The sequence below is a fragment of the Flavobacterium sp. 103 genome (assembly GCF_003096795.1).
GTDB lineage: Bacteria > Bacteroidota > Bacteroidia > Flavobacteriales > Flavobacteriaceae > Flavobacterium.
Genome location: NZ_QENX01000001.1, coordinates 3,397,540 through 3,417,661 on the forward strand (window position 1 = coordinate 3,397,540; position 20,122 = coordinate 3,417,661).

21 protein-coding genes are annotated in these 20,122 nt (G+C 35.1%); 1 reads left to right on the forward strand and 20 read right to left on the reverse strand.

Annotated features, from left to right (window positions below):
- Nucleotides 1-87 precede the first annotated feature (87 nt).
- Nucleotides 88-846 carry a peroxide stress protein YaaA gene (gene yaaA / locus C8C85_RS14430; protein WP_116797687.1) on the forward strand — a complete coding sequence of 253 codons (759 nt, stop codon included), beginning with the start codon at nt 88-90 and terminating at the stop codon, nt 844-846.
- Between the two features lie 354 nt (nt 847-1,200).
- On the opposite strand, the gene C8C85_RS14435 is transcribed toward yaaA, so the two are convergent.
- The 20 genes from C8C85_RS14435 to C8C85_RS14530 form a co-directional block, all read right to left on the reverse strand.
- A complete protein-coding gene (locus C8C85_RS14435) occupies nt 1,201-2,784 on the reverse strand; it encodes an MDR family MFS transporter (RefSeq protein WP_116797688.1) in 1,584 nt (527 codons plus the stop codon).
- Between the two features lie 146 nt (nt 2,785-2,930).
- Entirely contained in the window at nt 2,931-4,010 is a 1,080-nt protein-coding gene (locus C8C85_RS14440; protein WP_116797689.1) for an HlyD family secretion protein, read from the reverse strand.
- 14 nt (nt 4,011-4,024) lie between these two features.
- Entirely contained in the window at nt 4,025-5,344 is a 1,320-nt protein-coding gene (locus C8C85_RS14445; RefSeq protein ID WP_116797690.1) for a TolC family protein, read from the reverse strand.
- The gene (locus C8C85_RS14450) at nt 5,334-5,960 is read right to left on the reverse strand and encodes a TetR/AcrR family transcriptional regulator (protein WP_116797691.1); all 627 of its coding nucleotides are present in this window, start codon (nt 5,958-5,960) and stop codon (nt 5,334-5,336) included. Before C8C85_RS14450 ends, C8C85_RS14445 begins: the two co-directional genes overlap by 11 nt.
- A gap of 228 nt (nt 5,961-6,188) precedes the next feature.
- Nucleotides 6,189-6,656, reverse strand: a complete 468-nt coding sequence (locus C8C85_RS14455) for a GyrI-like domain-containing protein (protein WP_116797692.1) — start codon at nt 6,654-6,656, stop codon at nt 6,189-6,191.
- Between the two features lie 6 nt (nt 6,657-6,662).
- Complete coding sequence (locus tag C8C85_RS14460; RefSeq protein WP_116797693.1) at nt 6,663-7,118, reverse strand: GNAT family N-acetyltransferase; 456 nt, start codon at nt 7,116-7,118, stop codon at nt 6,663-6,665.
- A gap of 20 nt (nt 7,119-7,138) precedes the next feature.
- Entirely contained in the window at nt 7,139-7,900 is a 762-nt protein-coding gene (trpA, locus tag C8C85_RS14465; protein WP_116797694.1) for a tryptophan synthase subunit alpha, read from the reverse strand.
- A 58-nt stretch (nt 7,901-7,958) separates the two neighbouring features.
- Entirely contained in the window at nt 7,959-8,696 is a 738-nt protein-coding gene (locus tag C8C85_RS14470; protein ID WP_116797695.1) for a carbon-nitrogen hydrolase family protein, read from the reverse strand.
- A 36-nt stretch (nt 8,697-8,732) separates the two neighbouring features.
- The gene (locus tag C8C85_RS14475) at nt 8,733-9,053 is read right to left on the reverse strand and encodes a gamma-glutamylcyclotransferase family protein (protein ID WP_116797696.1); all 321 of its coding nucleotides are present in this window, start codon (nt 9,051-9,053) and stop codon (nt 8,733-8,735) included.
- Nucleotides 9,054-9,209: 156 nt separating this feature from the next.
- Nucleotides 9,210-10,391 (reverse strand): tryptophan synthase subunit beta, encoded by a 1,182-nt coding sequence (gene trpB, locus C8C85_RS14480; RefSeq protein WP_116797697.1) that lies wholly within the window; start codon nt 10,389-10,391, stop codon nt 9,210-9,212.
- 1 nt (nt 10,392) lies between these two features.
- Nucleotides 10,393-11,034 carry a phosphoribosylanthranilate isomerase gene (locus C8C85_RS14485; protein ID WP_116797698.1) on the reverse strand — a complete coding sequence of 214 codons (642 nt, stop codon included), beginning with the start codon at nt 11,032-11,034 and terminating at the stop codon, nt 10,393-10,395.
- 81 nt (nt 11,035-11,115) lie between these two features.
- Nucleotides 11,116-11,898, reverse strand: coding sequence for an indole-3-glycerol phosphate synthase TrpC (gene trpC / locus C8C85_RS14490; protein WP_116797699.1), 783 nt, complete (start codon nt 11,896-11,898; stop codon nt 11,116-11,118).
- A gap of 86 nt (nt 11,899-11,984) precedes the next feature.
- Complete coding sequence (gene trpD / locus C8C85_RS14495; protein ID WP_116797700.1) at nt 11,985-12,977, reverse strand: anthranilate phosphoribosyltransferase; 993 nt, start codon at nt 12,975-12,977, stop codon at nt 11,985-11,987.
- 71 nt (nt 12,978-13,048) lie between these two features.
- On the reverse strand, nt 13,049-13,891 hold the full coding sequence (locus C8C85_RS14500; RefSeq protein WP_116797701.1) for a c-type cytochrome: 843 nt from the start codon (nt 13,889-13,891) through the stop codon (nt 13,049-13,051).
- Nucleotides 13,892-13,928: 37 nt separating this feature from the next.
- Nucleotides 13,929-14,495, reverse strand: coding sequence for an anthranilate synthase component II (locus tag C8C85_RS14505; protein ID WP_116797702.1), 567 nt, complete (start codon nt 14,493-14,495; stop codon nt 13,929-13,931).
- An 80-nt stretch (nt 14,496-14,575) separates the two neighbouring features.
- Nucleotides 14,576-15,976, reverse strand: a complete 1,401-nt coding sequence (locus C8C85_RS14510; protein ID WP_116797703.1) for an anthranilate synthase component I family protein — start codon at nt 15,974-15,976, stop codon at nt 14,576-14,578.
- A gap of 292 nt (nt 15,977-16,268) precedes the next feature.
- Nucleotides 16,269-16,835, reverse strand: a complete 567-nt coding sequence (locus C8C85_RS14515; RefSeq protein WP_116797704.1) for a YceI family protein — start codon at nt 16,833-16,835, stop codon at nt 16,269-16,271.
- A gap of 303 nt (nt 16,836-17,138) precedes the next feature.
- A complete protein-coding gene (locus C8C85_RS14520) occupies nt 17,139-18,416 on the reverse strand; it encodes a hypothetical protein (protein WP_116797705.1) in 1,278 nt (425 codons plus the stop codon).
- A 455-nt stretch (nt 18,417-18,871) separates the two neighbouring features.
- Nucleotides 18,872-19,438, reverse strand: coding sequence for a YceI family protein (locus C8C85_RS14525; protein ID WP_116797706.1), 567 nt, complete (start codon nt 19,436-19,438; stop codon nt 18,872-18,874).
- A 51-nt stretch (nt 19,439-19,489) separates the two neighbouring features.
- Nucleotides 19,490-20,122, reverse strand: coding sequence for an NAD(P)H-dependent oxidoreductase (locus C8C85_RS14530; protein WP_116797707.1), 633 nt, complete (start codon nt 20,120-20,122; stop codon nt 19,490-19,492).

A 20,122-nucleotide genomic window follows, 5' to 3' on the forward strand; every position in this document is an offset into this window, starting at 1 on the left:
ACAATTCAATTCAGAGTTTCTAAATTCTAGATTTCAATTTGTACTTTTGAAATTGTAAATAAAAAGAATTCGAAAGCCCCGTCAAATATGAAAATTGTACTATCTCCTGCCAAATCCTTAAATTTCGAAAAAGAATTACCAACATCTCGATATACAAGTTCTTTTTTTCTAAAAGAATCCGGACAGGTTCATAAAGTTTTAAAGCAACAATCACCTAAGAACTTATCAGAATTGATGTCGATTTCAGATAAATTGGCCGATTTGAACTGGAAACGTAACCAAGATTGGAAAACTCCTTTTACACCCGAAAATGCGCGTCCTGCAGTATATGCTTTTGATGGCGATGTTTATACGGGATTGGATGCTTACTCGATTCCAATGGAGAAAATGGAACAACTTCAAGGTACTTTAAGGATTTTATCGGGTTTGTATGGTTATTTGAAACCATTGGATTTAATACAACCGTATCGTCTTGAAATGGGAACGAAATTGCCCATTGGCGAAAGCAAAAACTTATATGAGTTTTGGAAAAAAAATATCACCGCTTCATTGAACAAAGAGCTTAAAAAAGGGGAGTTGTTTATCAACTTGGCGAGCAACGAATATTTTTCGGCTGTGGATGTGAAAGCTTTGAAGGTTCCTGTTATTACGCCAGAATTTAAAGATTATAAAGACGGAAACGTGAAAATAATCAGTTTCTTTGCCAAGAAGGCTAGGGGATTAATGGTGCGTTATATTCTAGATACCAATGCCCAAACTCTTGATGATTTAAAAGGATTCAATTACGAAGGTTATCAGTTTGACGCTAATTTGTCCAAAGGGAATAACTTGGTTTTTACTAGGTAGGTTTCAGGTTGCAGAAGGCAGATTTCGGATAGTAGATTTAAGTTTGCAGATAGCAGAATTAAGAATTTAGAAGGCAGATTTCTGTGCAGAAATAAAAAAAGCTCCGAATCTCACTATTGATTAGTGAAATTCGGAGCTTTTTATTTGTTTATTTTTTTGTTTGTGGCAAAAATCGAAATCTCTTTCTTTAGCCCCGATTGCAGTGAAAATCCTCGTAAGCCGGGGTTCGGCTTATGAGATTGTAACGGAAAGCGGGACTAATGCCGGCTGAAAAAGCCTAATCTTTCTGCTCCTAATTAACAACCTGCCAATCTGCATTCTATTTTCTGAAATCTGCCACCTGAGTTCTGCAATCTAGTGCATTGCATCGGCTGGATCTATTTTGTTTTTTCCTTTTTTGATCAAAAGAATAAAAGGAATACACAGCAGGAATAAGATGCCGAGATACATAAAGATGTCCATAAATGACAGTACGGAACTTTGCTGCATTACTTTTCCTTCGAGCACTTTATAGGCTTTGGACAAAGCCTCATTGGCAGTATATCCTTTGGCCATAAAACCCATTTGCAGTTGATGAACTGTTTGTTGTACTTTATAAGAAGATTGGTCAAGGTATGAAATTAAATTCACGCGATGTTCCTGATTGAGCCTGGTGAGGTAAGTGGTAATGATGGCAATACCGAATGAACCTCCTAATTGTCGCATCATTCCCGTAAAGGCCGCACCTTCACCAATATGTTTCCCTTTTAGGGTTGACAATGATAAAGTGGTAATAGGAACAAATAATAATCCCAAACCAACACCTCTAAGAATTAATGGCCAAAACATGTGTTCAACGCCAGTATCTGGTGTCATTACACCACGCATCAAAAAGGTGAAAAGAAAAAATACTAGGAATCCTACTGCAACCATATAGGCTTGAGGTACTCCACGCTGAATCATTTTACCTATAAAAGGCATCATAATACCTGTTGTTATGGAACTTGGAATTAACAATAAACCTGCATCGGTAGCTGTCCATCCTAATAGAGATTGGGTGTATACTGGAATGATAAATGTCGATCCATACAATCCAAATCCCATAATGAAAGACATAATGGTTCCGATTCTAAGGTTACTGTCTTTTAATACTTTCAGATTCACAATTGGATGCTTATAGGTGAGTTCCCTCCATATAAACAGCACTAAACCAAAGACAGAAATTACGCTTAATGTCAGAATCATACTGTCATTGAACCAGTCGTCCTGTTGACCATGCTCCAAGACAAATTGCAAGGAACCAATGAAAGTTGCCAAGAGTCCAATTCCCCACCAATCGACTTGGTTTGCTTTTAGTTTGTCTCCATATTTTGGGCTTTTCACATAACCAATGGTTAGTAAAGTTGCGATAATACCTATTGGAATGTTGATGTAAAAAATGAAAGGCCAAGAAAAATGGTCAACAATATAACCTCCCAATGGCGGTCCCAATGTTGGGCCAACGATAACTCCCATTCCGTAAATAGCCTGTGCCATTCCTCTTTTTGCCACTGGATAACTCTCGGTTATAATGGTTTGCGCAGTTACTAATAAAGCTCCTCCACCTAGACCCTGTATGAATCGAAAGGCCACGAGTTCCCATATATTTGTAGCATTACCGCACAAAAAGGAAGCCACTGTAAAAATAACAATGGAAGTTGCAAAGTAATTACGACGCCCAAATTGCTGTGACAACCAACTCGTCATCGGGATTACAATTACGTTTGCAATAGCATACGCAGTAATTACCCAGGCGATATCGGTTAGGGTAGCACCAAGACTACCTCTCATATTATTTAAAGCTACGTTTACAATCGTAGTATCTACAATTTCGAGTAAAGCACACATGATACAGGTTATCGTGATGATGACCCTGTTAATGCCGTATTCTACTAAATCGTCTTCTTGGTTTTGTACCATTTTGAGTTTTTAATATGTAATGGTTTAATAAGCGTATAAGTCGCAATGAAAAGTTTTACCATATAAGAAATATAAGGGCATATAAGTTTTTGTTTTTTACGTGCTGCTTAAATGAACTTATATTTCTTATATGGTTAAAATCTATTTTATTTCAAATGAACATCTACATCGGCGTTCATACCTGGGCGAAGCAATTTTATTTTTTCAGGATCGTTTGAAGCATTCAAGCTTATTTTTACCGGTAATCTTTGTATTGTTTTTACAAAGTTTCCAGTTGCGTTATCTGGCGGAAGTAATGAAAAACGAGATCCAGTTGCTGGTGAAAATGAAGTAAGGGTTCCTTCAAAAGCATAATCAGGATAAGCATCTACTTTTACTGTTACTTTTTGACCAATAATCATTTTGTTCAATTGTGTTTCTTTAAAATTGGCTACAACCCAAGCTTCATTGTTATTGATGATATAAAATAAAGATTGTCCTTGTTGTACCAATTGTCCCGGTTGAATATCAATTTTCGAAACTTGTCCATCAATAGCTGCTGTTACAACTGTGTAAGTCAAGTTCAATTGAGCCACTTCAAGTAACGCTTTTGCTTTTTTGATATTGGCAGCGGCAATTTCTGTTTGTTTATTGCTAACTCTTGATTTTGCTTCAATTACCGATTTTTGGTAAGTACTTGCTTTTTCTTGTTGTTGCAAAATACGTACTTGGCTTTCCGCTTCTTGTTTGGTTGCCAATGCTTGTTCGTATTGTTGTTTCGTAATCGAATGATTTTTGTATAAGTTTTCGTAACGAACATAATCACTATTTGCTCTTCCCAATCTAATTTTTGCAGTTTCAATATTTCCTCCAGCCGACTGTACATTGGCATCCGAAACAGCGATACTTGCCATAGCGCTTCCAATATCTTCTTTGGCTACTTCAAATCCACCTTCTGCAGCTATAAAAGCAGCATTTGCTTCTTCGATTTTTAATTGGTAATCTCTTTTGTCAATTGTAAATAAGGTATCTCCTTTTTTTACATAATCATTGTCTTTTACATAAACCTTACTGATATATCCCGAAACTCTTGGGATTATTGGATTCATGTTTTTCTCAATTTGAGCATCATCCGTTTCTTCGTGTCCTTGAGAGTGAATGTATTTTGTTATTCCGTAAGTTCCTCCTGAAAGGACTAAAACCAATAGGATTATAATGAATTTGGCGTTTGTTTTTTTCTTTTCCATGATATTGGTAGTGGTTATATTTTTGAAAGGTTGAAGGTTTGTGATAGTTGTCCGGTAGCCGAAAGTAATTCGTAGTATTTTTGAATAACATCTACTTTGGCAATGGTTTCGGCTATTTTTGATTTCAGTTGTTCTACATCTGCTTCCAATAAATCATTGGTATCCGAAAGCCCGTTTTCGTATTTGTCTTTTACGATTCGGTAATTTTCAGTAGCTTGTTCAACAGCTTGATTGTAAACTGCACTTTGTTTTATAGCCAAATCGTAATTGGTAATCGCTTGTTGTACCTGTACTCTAATATTATCTTTTAATAATTCCTGAGTGTTTTTTACTTCAAGCGCTTTGCTTTCTGCAATTTTTACTTGTGTGCTATTTTTTATAATACCACTGACATCATAAGATATTCCAACACCAATAAACATTGCATTCTCTAATGTCACAACATTATTCAGGTTTAAAGCTGCATATCCACCAGTCAAAGCTACGGCAGGATAGTAATCTCCTTTGGCTATTTTTATATTGTCTTGGGATGCTTTTTCCTGAAATTGTAATGCTTCTAAGTCTTTACGGTTTTGAAAGGCCGGTTGTTCATCAGTAGGAACTGAATTCTTAGGAAAATTAATTAAATCACTTTCGGTTACTGTTAATCTTGTTTCTGTTGGTAATTTCAACAAAGTAACCAGATAGTAATTGATTATTTTTTCATTATTCAAAGCTTCGTCAAGAGATAACTGAATTTTCGAAACCTGAAGTTGGGATTTCAATAAATCATTTCGTGGAATGATTCCGTTTTTTTCCAAAGCTATAAAATCAGTAACACGTTGTTCAGCACTTTTTTGATTTTCCTTTAATAATTCAATTGTTCTTTGCGCTTTGTACAAATTAGCATAGTAGTCTATGACTCTCATAGCCACATCTTCTTTGGTTTTAGATGCCATTGCATTTTCTGCTTGGAACAAATTGTCCTGAAGCTGTATGCCGTTTTGAATTTTCATTCCTGCAAATATTGGCATTTTCAAACTGGCTTGACCAATAAGCATTCTGTCTGGTACGGGAAATGAACCTGATCCGGCATTAATTTCTAGTTTAACCGTTGGTTCGGTTAATTGAAGAAATTGTCCAGTAAGCTTTAAGTCGGGATACTGCGTGTTCTTAACCGATTGTAATTCTTGTTTTTTCGTTTCTACTTTGGTGCTGGCCAATGAGATTTCATTACTTTTTGTCCAAGCCAATTGTATCGCATCTTCCAGCTTTAAATTGGTTTTGTCTTGGGCATTGATGGATGAAATTCCAATGAAGAACCCTCCAAAGATCATTAAATAACTAACTTTCATATGTCAAGAGGGCTTTAATGGTTTGTTGAATGTGCATTGTTAAAGTTGTTTTTATATAGGTATTGTATTCTTCTTCGGTTTTCAAGTCTAATAGATTTTCGTAAAAAGGCCTATTCAAATGAAAATGGAAATAGGTGCCCAGAATCGTTGTGGTAAGAAGTGGAATGACAATGTCTTTTCTGAAAATTCCTTTTTCCTGACCATCTTGGATAATGGATTCGATTGATTTTAAGTTTCCTTTTTTTAAATCTGTAAAAGCTTGAAGGTTAATTACTCTTTGACTTGAGGAAAATTCAAAGTGCATAATTTTGTATATGCATCTGTTACTGTTTATCTTATCAATATAAAGTTCAATAAGTTTTTGTATTTTTTGAAGTGGATCTAAATCTTCCAAAGTCAAAATATCCAGTTGAAGTTTAATATCTGTGACACGGTTTAAAATAATGGATTCCAATAATTGCTCTTTGGATCCAAAATAATAGGAAACCATGGCGACATTTATTTTAGCTTCCTTGGCAATGTCCCTTATCGAAGTGCCGTCAAATCCTTTTTCTGCAAATAGCTTTTCGGCTACGTGTAAAATTTGAATTTGTTTTTCGTTAAAATCCGTTTTCAAAGCTTTACTTTTAAATTCAGTACAAAATTAAACAACTGTTTAAATTAAACGATTGTTTAAATTTGTTTTAACTTTTTTTTAACGGAAATAATAAGTTAGAATTACGGTTAAATCGATTTCGTAAATTCTAATAAAATGAGAGATTAAACACATAAGGCATATAAGTAATTGGTTTTAAAACCTAACTTATATGCCTTATATGGTAAAAATGAATGTTGTTTATTTCAGTTATTCTTTAATAGGAACCCAGATTTCTTCCTCCGAATTTGGGTCATCTTTTATATATTTTGCTCCCAATATTTCAAAATGGGGTCTGTGGTCCAAATCGTATTTTGAATTTGGAATCCAAGTTCTGAAGATATAATCAAAAATAGCGATATCATGTCCTTTAAGTTCGAAAACTGCATAAAGCCCCCCTGATAAAGTAATAGATTCCATTTCTGTAGGTATGTTATCAAAGTCAGAAACCTCAAGCGTTGCCCATTTTTCAAAAACGGTATTGGGGTTGAAAATTTCAAAATAGGTTGGCTCATACACTTGCACGGCAAAAAGATCCGAACTGATTGGATTAATAATTTCAGCACGTCTTGGCATAAAACTTCGCCACAATTCATGTGTTTTGTTATTCGCAAGAGACATTTGTAATCGTTTGCCAATTAATTTTTTTTCGGTTAAAATTTCAATTCTTGGAGTCATTGTAATCTATTTAGAAATGGATTTTTTTAAGCAAACGCTAGTTTCAATATTTTTATATTGACCGTAATTAGAGATTATCTCGTAACCGTTTTTTTGATACATTGCGATGGCTTCGGGATTATTTTTACCAGTTTCCAGAACGCAGTTGGTATAATTGAATTCACTTGCCCAAATTTCCAGTTCTTTTAAAACTGTGCTGGCAATTCCTTTTCCTCGGTAATCAGGATGAACAAACATTCTTTTTATCTCAACAGTATTATGATCAAATTCCTTGAATGCACCACAGCCAATAGCTATAGTTTCCTGATAGCAAACCACAACATGATTTATTTTGTCTAGTGTATTATGCTGGGCATAAAAATCATGAGCTTCACCATCTTTCATTCTTAAAACTTCATCAAGTAAAACGACAAGGTTTTGAAAATCGATATTATCGGAGGTTGTTCTTGTTGTGGTGGTCATTGTACTATTTTTTTTGCAAACTAACGAATCGCTTTCACAAACTCTCCAATTTTCCCAGTTCCATTTTCTGTTAAATGGGTGATAAATGCACTTCCAATAATGGCTCCTTTGGCATATTGGGTGGCCTGATTGAAGGTTTCGGAATTGTTGATTCCAAAGCCTACTACTTGTGGATTTTTAAGATTCATATCCCCAATGCGTTTGAAATAATCTTCTTGGGTATTTCCAAAACCAGTTTGTGATCCCGTTACACTCGCCGAACTCACCATATAGATAAATCCATTCGAAACACCGTCAATAAAACGAATGCGTTCATCTGAAGTTTGTGGTGTAATCAAAAACACATTGATTAATCCGTATTTTTCAAAAGTAGCTTTGTACTGTTCAGCATATACATCTACCGGAAGGTCGGGAATGATCAAGCCATCGATGCCAATTTCAGCGCATTTTTTGCAGAAATTCTCCACTCCATATTGCAACATCGGATTGAAATAACCCATAATCACTAGCGGAATGGTTACGCTTTGACGAATGTCTTTTAATTGGTCAAATAAGATTTGTGTCGTCATTCCGTTATGCAAAGCCTGTGTTGAACTAGCTTGTATAGTTGGTCCATCGGCCAAAGGATCACTGAATGGTAATCCAATTTCGATCATATCTACGCCATTTTTCTCTAAATCCTGAATGATTTGTACGGTGTCATTCAAGTTAGGATATCCAGCCGAAAAGTATATGGAAAGTATCTTTTTGTCTTCTTGTAATTTTTGGTTTATTCGGTTCATTTTTAAAGTATTTTATCTTGGGATTTTGAAAATCCTCTAGTTATGTTTTTTTGTTTTATTAATCGTTCAGTATTTTGCTTGTCCAATCAGAACTGTGCTTTTCTACAAGGAGTAATCCAGATCCTGAATCTTTCATTTGGGCAATCAATTCTCCTTTGTTGTTCCAAAAAGCAGAACGGCCGCCAGATGGGCTACCATAAGAGTCACCACCAAAATTAGCCATCAGGACATTCATTTGATATTCCGAAGCATAGTTTTGCAATGATTGGTGTGCTTGCGGAATCCCATTTGGCGAAAAGAAAATACTGGCAACATAGGTCGAACTATTGTTTTTACTTGCATTTTCTGCGTGTTTCGGATTATCAATATCGGCACAAATAGCACAGGAAATGCGTTCGTTTTCTATTTCGAGTATTGTATTGTAATCGAACGAAGGCTGGTAATAAATCTCTTCACCTGTATGTAAAAATTGTTTGGTGTATATGGAAACAGAATCGTTTGGAGCGATGCAAAATTCGCCCAAAAACAAGCTTGATTCTATTCGAATTGGAGCTCCTGCGATGATAATGATTTTATTTTCGGTGGCTAATTTTTTTAAATAATCCAATCGGGAATCATTTGCGGAAAAAGCCAAATCTGCGGCATCTTCTCTTTCATAACCCGTAATGGACAGTTCCGGAAATACTATTAGTTGCGCTCCGTTTGCGGCAGCCAATTTCACTAGACGATAATGTTCCAAAAGATTGGAATCGATATCTCTACGAATTGGTTTGGTTTGCGCAGCAGCTAAAATCATTTTTATCTTATTTCGTTTTAATTTTCTTTATTGTTTCTAAATGGCAGCACTATAAGCCCAAGCTTTTTGGTTTGATTGCAACGTTACTTCCACACGTTTGTAATGCAGGCCTTCATACAAATCTGCCTGATGAAGTTCTCTCATTGAGACTTCATATAAAATTCCACTAATGGTGTCATTGGAATCATTGGTTTCCATAATAATTGGATAATGTTCTATGCCAAATTCTTCTTCGATTTGGATTTCATTTAATTCATAACCAATCAATGTTTCAGGAGTTCCTTGAAGAACACGTCCAAAAAGGTTTTCTTGAACATCTTGATCTCGTAAAGTACCGTAAGCGAATAATTTTTGCATAGATTCTTTTTTTTTGGTTTAGTCAATAGTGGTTATTTTATGGTTATGCACTGAGCGCGTTAGGGATGGAAGCGGCATCCTTTTTTGTTCCATTTTTCGGAACAAAAAAGATATAGCGGACAGCCCGACCCTTGTGGTAACGCCCCAATCATTATATTACAATTTGAAATAATCGATGTAATTGTCTAAATCTTTGTCGCCGCGACCAGAAAGGCTGATTACAACGATATCAGTCGGCTTGAATTTTTTCTGATCCAAAACTGCAAAAGCATGTGCGCTTTCGATGGCTGGAATAATTCCTTCTAATTTGGTCAGCTGTAAACCTGCGTTCATGGCTTCATCATCGGTTACTGAGAAGAATTCTCCACGGCCAGTTTGTGCCAAATGAGCGTGCATAGGACCAACGCCTGGGTAATCAAGGCCCGCAGAAATCGAATACGGTTCTGTAATTTGTCCATCTGGAGTTTGCATCAATAGGGTTTTGCAACCGTGAATAATACCCACTTTTCCAAGTTTACTAGTCGCCGCACTATGACCGCTGTTTACGCCTTTTCCGGCAGCTTCAACAGCAATAATTCCAACTTCTGGCTCGTGTAAAAAATGATAATAAGTTCCTGCGGCATTACTTCCTCCGCCAATACAAGCGACAACATAATCAGGATTTTCACGTCCTTCTTTTTCTTTTAGCTGCCATTTGATTTCTTCGGAAATGACACTTTGAAAACGGGTTACCATATCCGGATAAGGATGTGGCCCGATGGCTGATCCGATGATATAATGCGTGTCTACGGGATTGTTGATCCAATCACGAATTGCTTCGTTGGTTGCGTCTTTTAGTGTTCTTGATCCGGAAAGAGCTGGACGAACTTCGGCTCCCAACATTTTCATACGGGCAACATTTGGTGCTTGACGGGCAATGTCGATTTCGCCCATATACACAATGCAGTCCATGCCCATTAAGGCACAAACAGTTGCTGTTGCCACTCCATGCTGACCTGCACCAGTTTCGGCAATGATTCGTTTTTTGCCTAGTTTTTGGGCTACCAATATTTGGCCAATGGTATTGTTGATTTTGTGCGCACCCGTATGGTTGAGGTCTTCTCTTTTGAGATAGATTTTGGTATTGTATTTTTCAGAAAGTCTTTTGGCAAAATACAATGGGCTTGGACGGCCCACATAATCTTTGAGCAGTTGGTCAAACTCTGCTTTAAACTCAGGTTCGGATGTGATTTCTAAATATTTCTGACGTAATTCTTCTACATTTGGATATAACATTTCGGGAATGTAGGCACCTCCAAATTCTCCGTAATAGCCTTTTTCGTTGACGTTGTATGACATTTTATATTTTTTTATTTGTTTCCGTAGAGACGTGATTAATCGCGTCTGTACATAATGATATGTTTTTTAATCCTGGTTCAATTTCAAATTTACTGTTTACATCGATGGCATAAAGCGGTAAATCGGTTTTTGAAATTTCGTTTATGTTTTCTAATTCTTCGATTCCAATTCCGCCACTAAGGAAGAAAGGTTTTGACGACGAGTATTTTTCTAATATTCGCCAATCGAAAGTCGTTCCGTTGCCGCCAGGCAGTTTTCCTTTGGTATCAAAAAGAAAATAATCGCAAACGGATTCGTATGGTTTCAAAACGCTGAAATCAAAATTTTCGTCTGCCGAAAACACTTTAATAATTTCAATGGAAGTACCAAATTTAGCTTTTAATTCTGAACAAAAATCAACTGATTCCTGTCCATGTAACTGAATGGCCTGCAAATTGTATTTCGTTATTTTCTCTTCAATTACAGAGATGCTTTCATTAACAAAAACACCTGTTTTTTTAATTGATTTTGGCAGTTCTGGCATTTCTCCTTCAAAATAGCGAGCCGATTTTGGCCAAAATATAAATCCCATATAATCGGGTAGGAGCGAACCTACTTCTAGCATATTGTCGGGATATTTCATACCACAGATTTTGAGTTTCATAGCGATTTAAAGTTTTGACACAAATTTCACAAATTTTCACAAATTGAATTCGTGCTAATCTGTGAAATCTGTGTCTTATTTTTATTTTAATTGCTTAATAAATTCTGTTGCCGCTTTTCCTGCATTATCGGTTTTCATGAAGTTTTCCCCAATCAAAAATCCCTTGTAGCCGTATGGTTTCAGTTCGTTGATAGCTTCAATGGAGCTTATGCCGCTTTCGGAAACTTTTACAAAATCATTTGGAATTTTTGAAGCCAATTCTTTGCTGAAATAAAGGCTTACTTCGAAAGTTTTCAGGTTTCGATTGTTTACACCAATCATGTCCAATGTTGGCATAATTGATTTTTCCAATTCCTCAAGATTGTGTACTTCTAGTAATACCTCAAGTCCTAGTTTTTTAGCAAATTCAGATAATGATTTGATTTCTTCTCTTGTCAAAACGGCTGCGATAAGCAAAATCAAATCGGCTCCGTGAGCTTTGGCTTCCAGAATTTGGTATTCATCAACAATAAATTCTTTTCGCAAAAGCGGAATATTTACTGATGCTCTTGCCAAAAGCAAATCGTCTAGAGAACCTCCAAAATACTTTCCATCCGTCAAAACCGAAATTCCGCAGGCACCGGCATTTTCGTAACCTTTTACGACTTCTTCAACAGTAAAACTTTGATTGATAATTGCTTTTGAAGGCGAACGGCGTTTGTGCTCTGCAATGATTCCAGAGTTACTGTTTTTTAAACTTTGACTTAAAGAAATTGTTTCTTTTCCAAAGAATACCGAAGCTTCCAATTGTGAAACTGGAATGATGGATTTCTTGAGCACAACTTCTCTTTTTTTGTCGATTATTATTTTGTCTAAAATATTCATTAATTTTTTGTTTAAAGTTTTCTTTGTTTAAGGTTTAAAGTGGCACAACATTTTAACAACTTTAAACCTTAAACTTTAAACTATTTTTATTTACTTAGTTCTTGTAATTTATTCAAAGCTACCAATCCTTTTCCGGAAAGTAAACTTTCTTTAGCCAGTTCAAAACCTTCCAACGGCGTGCATTTGGTAACTGTTGCAATTGCTATTCCGGCATTGGCACAAACCACATTGTTTTGGGCTTCGTTTCCTTTTCCTGAGATGATATTCACAAACATTTCTGCGGATTCTTCGATGGTTTTTCCGCCTTCAATTTCGCTTTGTTCCAAAAGGCGAACACCAAAATCGTTAGGATTTAGAATTCCTTCTTTGGTGCTGGTTATAATTTTTGTAGGTCCTGTCAAAGACACTTCATCATAGCCGTCCAAAGAATGTAAAATCGTAAAATTCACATCGGTATTTTGATATAAATAGCCATACATTCTGGCTAATTCAAGATTGAAAACTCCAACCAATTGGTTTTTTGGAAAAGATGGATTTACCATTGGTCCCAACATATTGAAAAAGGTTTTAACACCCAATTCTTTTCGAATTGGACCCACATTTTTCATGGCAGGGTGAAAGAGAGGTGCGTGTAAAATGGCAATCCCGGCCTTGTCGATGCATTTTTCAATAAATTCACCATCATTGCTGAATTTAACTCCTAATTTTTCCATCACGTTACTGGAACCCGAAATAGAGGAAACTCCGTAATTTCCGTGTTTGGCCACTTTTATTCCTGCTCCAGCTGCAACAAATGAAGCTAAAGTTGAAATGTTGAAAGTATCTTTTCCGTCACCACCTGTACCGCATAAATCGATAGTGTTGTAATTGGATAAATCAACTCGAATGCACAATTCCAAAAGCGCTTCCCTGAATCCCGCCAATTCTTCAATACTAATGCTTCGCATCATATATACGGTCAAAAAGGCCGAAATCTGACTTGGATTGTAACTCCCGCTGGAGATGTTTACCAAAACATTTTTGGATTCCTCTTTGGTCAGAATTTCGTGGTTGATTAATCTGTTTAATATGTTTTTCATTTTTTAAAGTTGCTAAGATTCTAAGAAACTAAGTTTCTAAGCTTTATTTTTATTCCTCTAACTTCTATGTTCTATTTTCTAACTTCTATTTTCTTTCCAGACATGTATTTTAAATACTTAACTATTTCCTGCGATTCTTGTTTTGTAATTCCCAGTGTAGGCATTTTTACTTTGTGTCTGAAAGAAGCCGGATCTACGATATAATCGACTAATTCATTTTCTTTCCAATATTCGGTTACGCTTTTGGGATAATTTAATTCAGGTCCCATTTCGCCTCCAATTCCGTTTATGGCATGACAGGTAATGCATTGTTTTTGAAATAGTGCAAAACCTTTCATTGCTACCTCATCATCTTTTGGCTGCAAGGCTTCAACGTTTTTATTTTTCGATTCAAGTCGAAATTTGATAACATTATAAGGCCATTTGTATTCCTGATTATCTGTTGACGTTGATGTGTAAACCAAATAAAAAGGGTCAGCATTCATCTCGTTTCCGTTTTTGACAATCTTTTCCCAATTGGAGCCTTTTGGAGCATCAACATCTTTGAAAGCCAGAAAAGGATTTGTTTTTAAAAATAATTCAAGAGGCATTTCAGGTTTGTAGCCATCGATGCATTCAAAAATTATTGATGTGTTTTTTATGTCAACTTTTGATAAATCAATTTCGTTTTTTAAAAGAAGCAATGCGTTTACAGCATGATATTTCTTTGTTTTATGATAAACTGGATCATTAATAACAGTGATAACAGTATCTTTTCCCAGTTTGCTTTTTTCCTTCAAAGCCAGTAAATCCAATTCCGTTTCGGGTTGGACATTAACTGTTGTTTCCGTTTTTTTCTCTTTTTGCTTGTTGCAAGAAATAAGGAAAAATATAAAAAGGCAAGAAATGAAAAATTTGATTTTAACTGTTTTCATATTTTTTGACTGATTACAAATAATTGAACACTGACCACTAGTTCTTCAACCAGTTTTCCAAAATCTTTTTTCCGTTTGGTGTCAACACACTTTCTGGATGAAATTGTACACCTCGAACATCGTATGTTTTGTGTCTCAACGACATTACCTGACCGTTTTCGTCAAAGGAAGTGGCTTCCAATACATCGGGTAAATTTGCGTCAACTACCCACGAATGGTAGCGTCCCACTTCAAATTCATTTCCTAAACCTTCGAATAAAAGTTCGTCATTAACAGATGTTTTTACCAGTGTCGCCACTCCGTGATACACTTTGTCTAAATTAGAAAGTGTTCCTCCAAAAACTTCTCCAATAGCTTGTTGTCCAAGACAAACTCCAAGAATACTTTTCGTTGGGGCATATTTTGTAATTACAGCTTTTAATAAACCCGCTTCATCAGGAATTCCTGGTCCTGGAGAGAGTAATATTTTGTCGAAACCCGAGATTTCATCGATATCAAATTCATCGTTTCTGTAAACGGTAACTTCACAATCTAAATCTTCCAGATAATGCACTAAATTATAAGTGAAACTATCGTAATTGTCTATGACTAGTATTTTTTTCATTTTGTTTAATTTTTTTGTTTAAAGTTTAAAGTTTCAGGTTTTGCAACTGGATACTAAAAACTGAATACTGCTTACTCTTTTTATATCGTTTCTGCCAAATCCAACGCTTTGTTCAACGCCAGCAATTTATTGTAAACTTCTTGCATTTCGCTTTCTTCGTTTGAACTAGCCACAATTCCTGCACCGGCTTGTGAATGCAATTGGTGGTTTTTGCTCAAGAAAGTTCGAATCATAATCGCATGGTTAAAGTTACCTTCAAAATCCATAAAACCGATAGCACCTCCATAAAAATTACGGTTTGTTTTTTCGTAATCTTCAATCAGTTGCATCGCTCTGTGTTTTGGCGCTCCGCTCAAAGTTCCTGCAGGGAAAGTATCGGCAACCACTTGCATTGTTGTTGCTTTTTCGTGCAAATGTCCTGTCACTTTGGAAACCAAATGGATAACGTGCGAGAAAAACTGCACTTCTCTGTATTTTTCCACATTTACATTGTGTCCGTGACGGCTTAAATCATTTCGGGCCAAATCGACTAACATCACGTGTTCGCTATTTTCTTTTTTGTCTTCCGATAAATTTTTGGCAAGCACGGCGTCTTTTTCGTCGTCACCCGTTCTTTTGAAAGTTCCTGCAATAGGATGAATTTCGGCTTTACGGTTTTTGACAATAATTTGAGCTTCAGGTGAAGAACCAAATATTTTGAAATCACCATAATCAAAAAAGAACAGGTAAGGGGAAGGGTTGATGCTTCTCAAAGCTCTATACACATTGAATTCATCACCTTTGAAGCCTTGGGTAAATCTTCTGGATAATACCAATTGGAACACATCACCACGGAAACAATGTTTTTTGGCCAAAGCCACATTTTGTTTGAATTCTTCATCGGTTAGATTCGAAAAACCTTCACCTTCTTTGGAGAATTTATAAGAAGCAATGTTTCTGGATTGTAATAATTGCTCAATTTCGGATATGTTATTTTTACCATCTAAACTGTGACAGAAAATATAAGCTTCATTTTTGAAATGGTTGATTGCAATGATGTTTTGGTAAACAGCATAATACACATCGGGAATAGAATTGCTGTTTTCTTTTTTGGCAATGGTTACTTTTTCAAAATAACGTACTGCATCATAAGAAATATATCCAAATAAACCATTATTGATGAATTTAAAATCCGTTTTGTCCGATTGGAATTGTCCTGAAAAATTTTGAATAATTTCTGGAATATTTGTGTTTGTATCAACGGTAATTGTTTCCGAAGTTCCATCAGGGTATTTTTTGAAGATGGTTTCGTTTTCTATTTTTATAGAAGCGATTGGATTGCAGCAGATATAGGAAAAACTGTTATCGTTTCCGTGATAATCGCTACTTTCCAGTAATAAACTATTGGGGAATTTATCTCTTATTTTGAAATAGATACTCACTGGCGTTATGGTATCGGCCAGGATTTGTTTGTAGTTGGTTTGTAGTTTATATGTTTTCATGCTTTTTGTTGCTTTTGATACAATGGATTTTTTCTTTAATTAGTTTCCCTATTTTTTGAAATAAAAAAAAGGCCTGTCGTGATGACAAGCCTTTTATATTTATAGTTCAAATAATACTATAGGAGCTTAGTTCACGACGACTGACGTAAATTGTTCCACCACCAAGTATTGTTTGTTATTGTTTTCATGTTTTATTTTCTTATTCGCAAATATATAAATGATATTTGGTCTGACAAAAATAATGAAATAAAAAAAAAGATAAATTTTTTAATTTTTTGTTAAATTGTTAAGACTAGTAAACCAAAGTCACGTTTAAATCAAAATCATCATAAATAGTTTTATCCCCTAAATCATCAAAATAACTTCCTGAACCGTATTTGATGTCATATTTGGTTCGGTTTATAGTTAATTCGGCGGTAGCTTTCTTTCCGTTAACAACTAGATCAAACTGGATACTATTTGTAATTCCTTTAATAGTCAAATCAGCATTTATGAGATAAGTGTTGTTTCCTTTACTGGCAATACTCTTAAACACTAAAGTAGATGTAGGATAATTATCAATATTAAAAAAGTCTTCCGATCTTAAATGGCCTTCTAATTTAGATTTGGAACTTCCTGTTTGATCTGTATTTGATAGTGTTTTCATATCCGCAGTAAAACTTCCTCCAGTCACTTTTTTGTCTTTGAAAACAAGATAGCCGTCTTTGAAGTTGATAGTTCCTTCGTGTTGACCCGTTATTTTTTTCCCCTCCCAGTTAATGATACTTTTGGAAACATCAATTTTATAGGTTTGTGAAATTCCTTGGTTGAAGGAAAAAAGAACGAGTAAAATAATACTAACTGATTTTAAGTTTCTCATATTTCTAGTAATTAAGTTAATAAAAAAATTAATGAAACGTAGGTTGATTTCATTCTGATAAAAAACATGAAATCGATTTGAAATGGAATCTTAAATAATGATAAGCGGTAATTCTAAATGATTTATAAAGTTAATCCAAAAAAATGTATTTTAATTATTTTCAATATATTATTTTAAGGATTAGGTTTTTATGTTGCTTTTGGAGTAGGAGTTCTGAATAATTTGTAAAAGTTATTTTTAAATTAGTTTGTAAAAAAGCCCGATATTTATATATCAGGCTTTGTGAATTTTATTGGAAACCAATTATTTTGAACTAGCTAAAGGGCTTGTGCTTCTTGCCCTGAAATCAGGCGATTTTTTGACATCCGACTGAATGAATAATTCAATATTATTCAGTTTTGTAGTTTCTAATGAGAATGTATCGCTATTGTACCAGTTTGACAATTCTGGATTTACTGTTGCATTTTCGCTTTGGACAATTCCATTGCATCGATTAATTTGTAAACCTTGGATGTTAATTTTTGCTAAATTGGCTGGTAGAACCCCGATTTTATTTTCGAGCAAAACACAAGTACTAAAGCCATCAATAATACTATTGTTTATATTGAAATAACTTTTTTCCTTGATATAAACCGCTTCTCTTACCAGTCCTTGATTATTATCTTCAGTATTTACCAATGTCATGTTGTTGGCAGTAATTTTGGTTAGTTTTTTGCTCACATCGGCATTTTCAATTTTATCATAGGAATCAATTTCAAAACAGCGAGAGCCAGAAAAATCCGAAGAATAAGGATTTCGAATAGCAATGCTATTGGATATAGTACATTGAACTCCTTGTGTGAAATCAAAATCGTCGTCGGTCGCTCTAAACGAAATCAAGTTGTTGAAATTGATATCGCCTCCATAGCATTCGAATGAATCATCATTTGAAAAGCTGATTTGTACAAAATCGATTTTCGTGCCTTTCCCTATTCCTGCCATTGACAAACCGTTCAATTCCTTAAGCGCATTTATTTTTCGGCCAGAGTATTCAATACGCACATATTTTAAAATACCTGAATTGCTGTTGGGATCCTGACCGCCGTAGTAACTAACTGCCGGGTCAAAATTGAAATCCAAAAATCCCACACCACCTATTTTATTGATAGGTGCTTCTCCAAGAATTACGATTCCGCCCCAATCTCCAGGTCTTCTTTCAGAAATATTATTGTTTGAAGTAAAAACTATTGGATAGGTAGCAGTACCTTCTGCCATAATTTTGCAGCCTTTGGTAATTACTAAAGTTCCGCAAGATTCCTTATCGCCTCTTATAACTGTTCCGGGTTCTATGGTCAAAACAGCATTATTGGTCACATAAACTGTGCCTACTAATTGATAGGTATTGTTTCTTGTCAGTTTCATATCAGTGCTGATTGTACCTGCCAATATTTGGTTGACTTCATTATATTCTGTAGTTGCTGGCTTGAAATTGGTCCAATTGGCAAACCAGTTTGTGTCGCCAGTGATTCCTTTTATTTGTTGTGCATTCAGAGGTATAATCGAAAGGAAAATAATAATGACAACGAATAGTTTTTTTTTCATAACGCTAATGATTGTAGGTTTTTGAAGTGTTTTTTGGTTCTTTATTTTTTTTCAAAAGTACCGCAACAATGTTTTTAGCGTATTTTCTTAATATTATTTATTTGTGACTTTTAAGTTAAGAAGCTTGTGGACAGGCTAAGATTATGTTTTCGTAAAAAAAATAACTGCCCGTGATTAGCACTATTTCTCGTAACATGAGTTCGGCATTTAGTTTTTTTGGATGAAAACAAAAATGCAAAAGCTTTCCCTTTAGCCCCGATAGAAATGGAAATCCTTATATGCCGGTGTTCGGCATATAAGATTGCAATGGAAAGCGGGCCCCATGCCAGCAAAAAATCCAAATCTTTCTGCTCCAAGTTTAAAATTATACACAGATGGATAAGCTGGGAATAGTCATAAAAAAAATACCCCCGACAAAAATGCCGAGGGTACTCTTTCCATTAAGGATTCTAAAATTAAAATTTCAAGTTCACTGTTAAGTCGAAATCATCGTAGATAGTTTTATCTCCTAAACCTTCGAAGAAACTTTTTGAACCGTATTTAATATCGTATTTAGTTCTGTCAACTTTGAATGCTGTAGTAGCAGTATCTCCTTTTACAGTAATGTCAAAAGTAACAGGATTTGTTTTCGCTTTGATTGTCAAATCAGCAGTAACTGTATATACTCCATTTCCTTTAGCAGCAATAGTTTTGAAAACTAAACTTGAAGTAGGGTATTTGTCTGTTCCAAAGAAATCGTCTGCTTTCAAGTGACCGTTTAATTTCCCTAGGTATTCTCCGGTTAAATCTGTAGAAGTTAATGTTGTCATATCAACAGTGAAAGTTCCCCCAGTTAATGCATTTTTTTTGAAAACTAAAGCACCACTTTTGATGTTTACAGTTCCTGTATGTTCACCTGTTACTTTTTTTCCAACCCAGTTGATTGTACTTTTTGAAACGTCTACTTTTTTAGTTTGTGCAGTTACTGTTAATGTAGATAATGCTACTGCGAATGCCAATGCAATTGTTTTTAAATTTTTCATGTGTAATTTGTTTAATTTGATTTAATTGATTTTAATTTGAATTAGTAATTATTATAAAGTGATAAATAAGTCCTCTTGTGATTTTCTAACTTTTTTGTAAAATTGGGTGGCGTCTTCTTCATGACGGTATCCAACAGTTGCAATAAGTGAAGCATTAAGATTTAGTTTGTCCAATCCTAATATTTCGTTTACCTGGGCAGGAACAAATCCTTCCATAGGCGTTACATCAATTTTAAGTTCGGCAGCTGCATTCAATAAATTCCCTAGTGCTAAATAGGTTTGTTTTGAGGTCCAAACATTTTTGATTGCTGGCTCCAGAGTTGATATTTTAGATTTCATGAAATCACCATATCCTGCCAAAGATTCCATTGGAGTTTCTCTAGTAACGCTTATTGTATTTAAATATTCGTCGATTGCTTCATCTCCAATATTAGTATCATTGGCAAAAATAAATAAATGTGAAGCATCAACGATTTGCGATTGTCCCCAGGCAGCCTGTTGTAATTGCGCTCTTAATTCTGGATTTTCAACAATAATAACTTTGTAAGGTTGTAAACCATAAGAGGATGAACTCATACGAATAGCTTCTTTTAAAGTATTTAAATCTTCTGCTGAAACTTTTTTTGTGGCATCAAATTTCTTTGTTGCGTATCTCCAATTTTGATTATTCAAAAAATTGCTCAT

What these genes read in the sequence shown, in the direction of transcription:
- C8C85_RS14445 (WP_116797690.1), bottom strand. Translation starts at nt 5,344, where the DNA reads ATGAAAGTTAGTTATTTAATGATCTTTGGAGGGTTCTTCATTGGAATT.
- C8C85_RS14460 (WP_116797693.1), bottom strand. Translation starts at nt 7,118, where the DNA reads ATGACCACCACAACAAGAACAACCTCCGATAATATCGATTTTCAAAAC.
- C8C85_RS14440 (WP_116797689.1), bottom strand. Translation starts at nt 4,010, where the DNA reads ATGGAAAAGAAAAAAACAAACGCCAAATTCATTATAATCCTATTGGTT.
- C8C85_RS14520 (WP_116797705.1), bottom strand. Translation starts at nt 18,416, where the DNA reads ATGAAAAAAAAACTATTCGTTGTCATTATTATTTTCCTTTCGATTATA.
- C8C85_RS14515 (WP_116797704.1), bottom strand. Translation starts at nt 16,835, where the DNA reads ATGAGAAACTTAAAATCAGTTAGTATTATTTTACTCGTTCTTTTTTCC.
- C8C85_RS14500 (WP_116797701.1), bottom strand. Translation starts at nt 13,891, where the DNA reads ATGAAAACAGTTAAAATCAAATTTTTCATTTCTTGCCTTTTTATATTT.
- C8C85_RS14530 (WP_116797707.1), bottom strand. Translation starts at nt 20,122, where the DNA reads ATGAGCAATTTTTTGAATAATCAAAATTGGAGATACGCAACAAAGAAA.
- trpC (WP_116797699.1), bottom strand. Translation starts at nt 11,898, where the DNA reads ATGAATATTTTAGACAAAATAATAATCGACAAAAAAAGAGAAGTTGTG.
- trpD (WP_116797700.1), bottom strand. Translation starts at nt 12,977, where the DNA reads ATGAAAAACATATTAAACAGATTAATCAACCACGAAATTCTGACCAAA.
- C8C85_RS14510 (WP_116797703.1), bottom strand. Translation starts at nt 15,976, where the DNA reads ATGAAAACATATAAACTACAAACCAACTACAAACAAATCCTGGCCGAT.
- C8C85_RS14455 (WP_116797692.1), bottom strand. Translation starts at nt 6,656, where the DNA reads ATGACTCCAAGAATTGAAATTTTAACCGAAAAAAAATTAATTGGCAAA.
- trpB (WP_116797697.1), bottom strand. Translation starts at nt 10,391, where the DNA reads ATGTCATACAACGTCAACGAAAAAGGCTATTACGGAGAATTTGGAGGT.
- C8C85_RS14525 (WP_116797706.1), bottom strand. Translation starts at nt 19,438, where the DNA reads ATGAAAAATTTAAAAACAATTGCATTGGCATTCGCAGTAGCATTATCT.
- yaaA (WP_116797687.1), top strand. Translation starts at nt 88, where the DNA reads ATGAAAATTGTACTATCTCCTGCCAAATCCTTAAATTTCGAAAAAGAA.
- C8C85_RS14485 (WP_116797698.1), bottom strand. Translation starts at nt 11,034, where the DNA reads ATGAAACTCAAAATCTGTGGTATGAAATATCCCGACAATATGCTAGAA.
- C8C85_RS14505 (WP_116797702.1), bottom strand. Translation starts at nt 14,495, where the DNA reads ATGAAAAAAATACTAGTCATAGACAATTACGATAGTTTCACTTATAAT.
- C8C85_RS14470 (WP_116797695.1), bottom strand. Translation starts at nt 8,696, where the DNA reads ATGATTTTAGCTGCTGCGCAAACCAAACCAATTCGTAGAGATATCGAT.
- C8C85_RS14475 (WP_116797696.1), bottom strand. Translation starts at nt 9,053, where the DNA reads ATGCAAAAATTATTCGCTTACGGTACTTTACGAGATCAAGATGTTCAA.
- trpA (WP_116797694.1), bottom strand. Translation starts at nt 7,900, where the DNA reads ATGAACCGAATAAACCAAAAATTACAAGAAGACAAAAAGATACTTTCC.
- C8C85_RS14435 (WP_116797688.1), bottom strand. Translation starts at nt 2,784, where the DNA reads ATGGTACAAAACCAAGAAGACGATTTAGTAGAATACGGCATTAACAGG.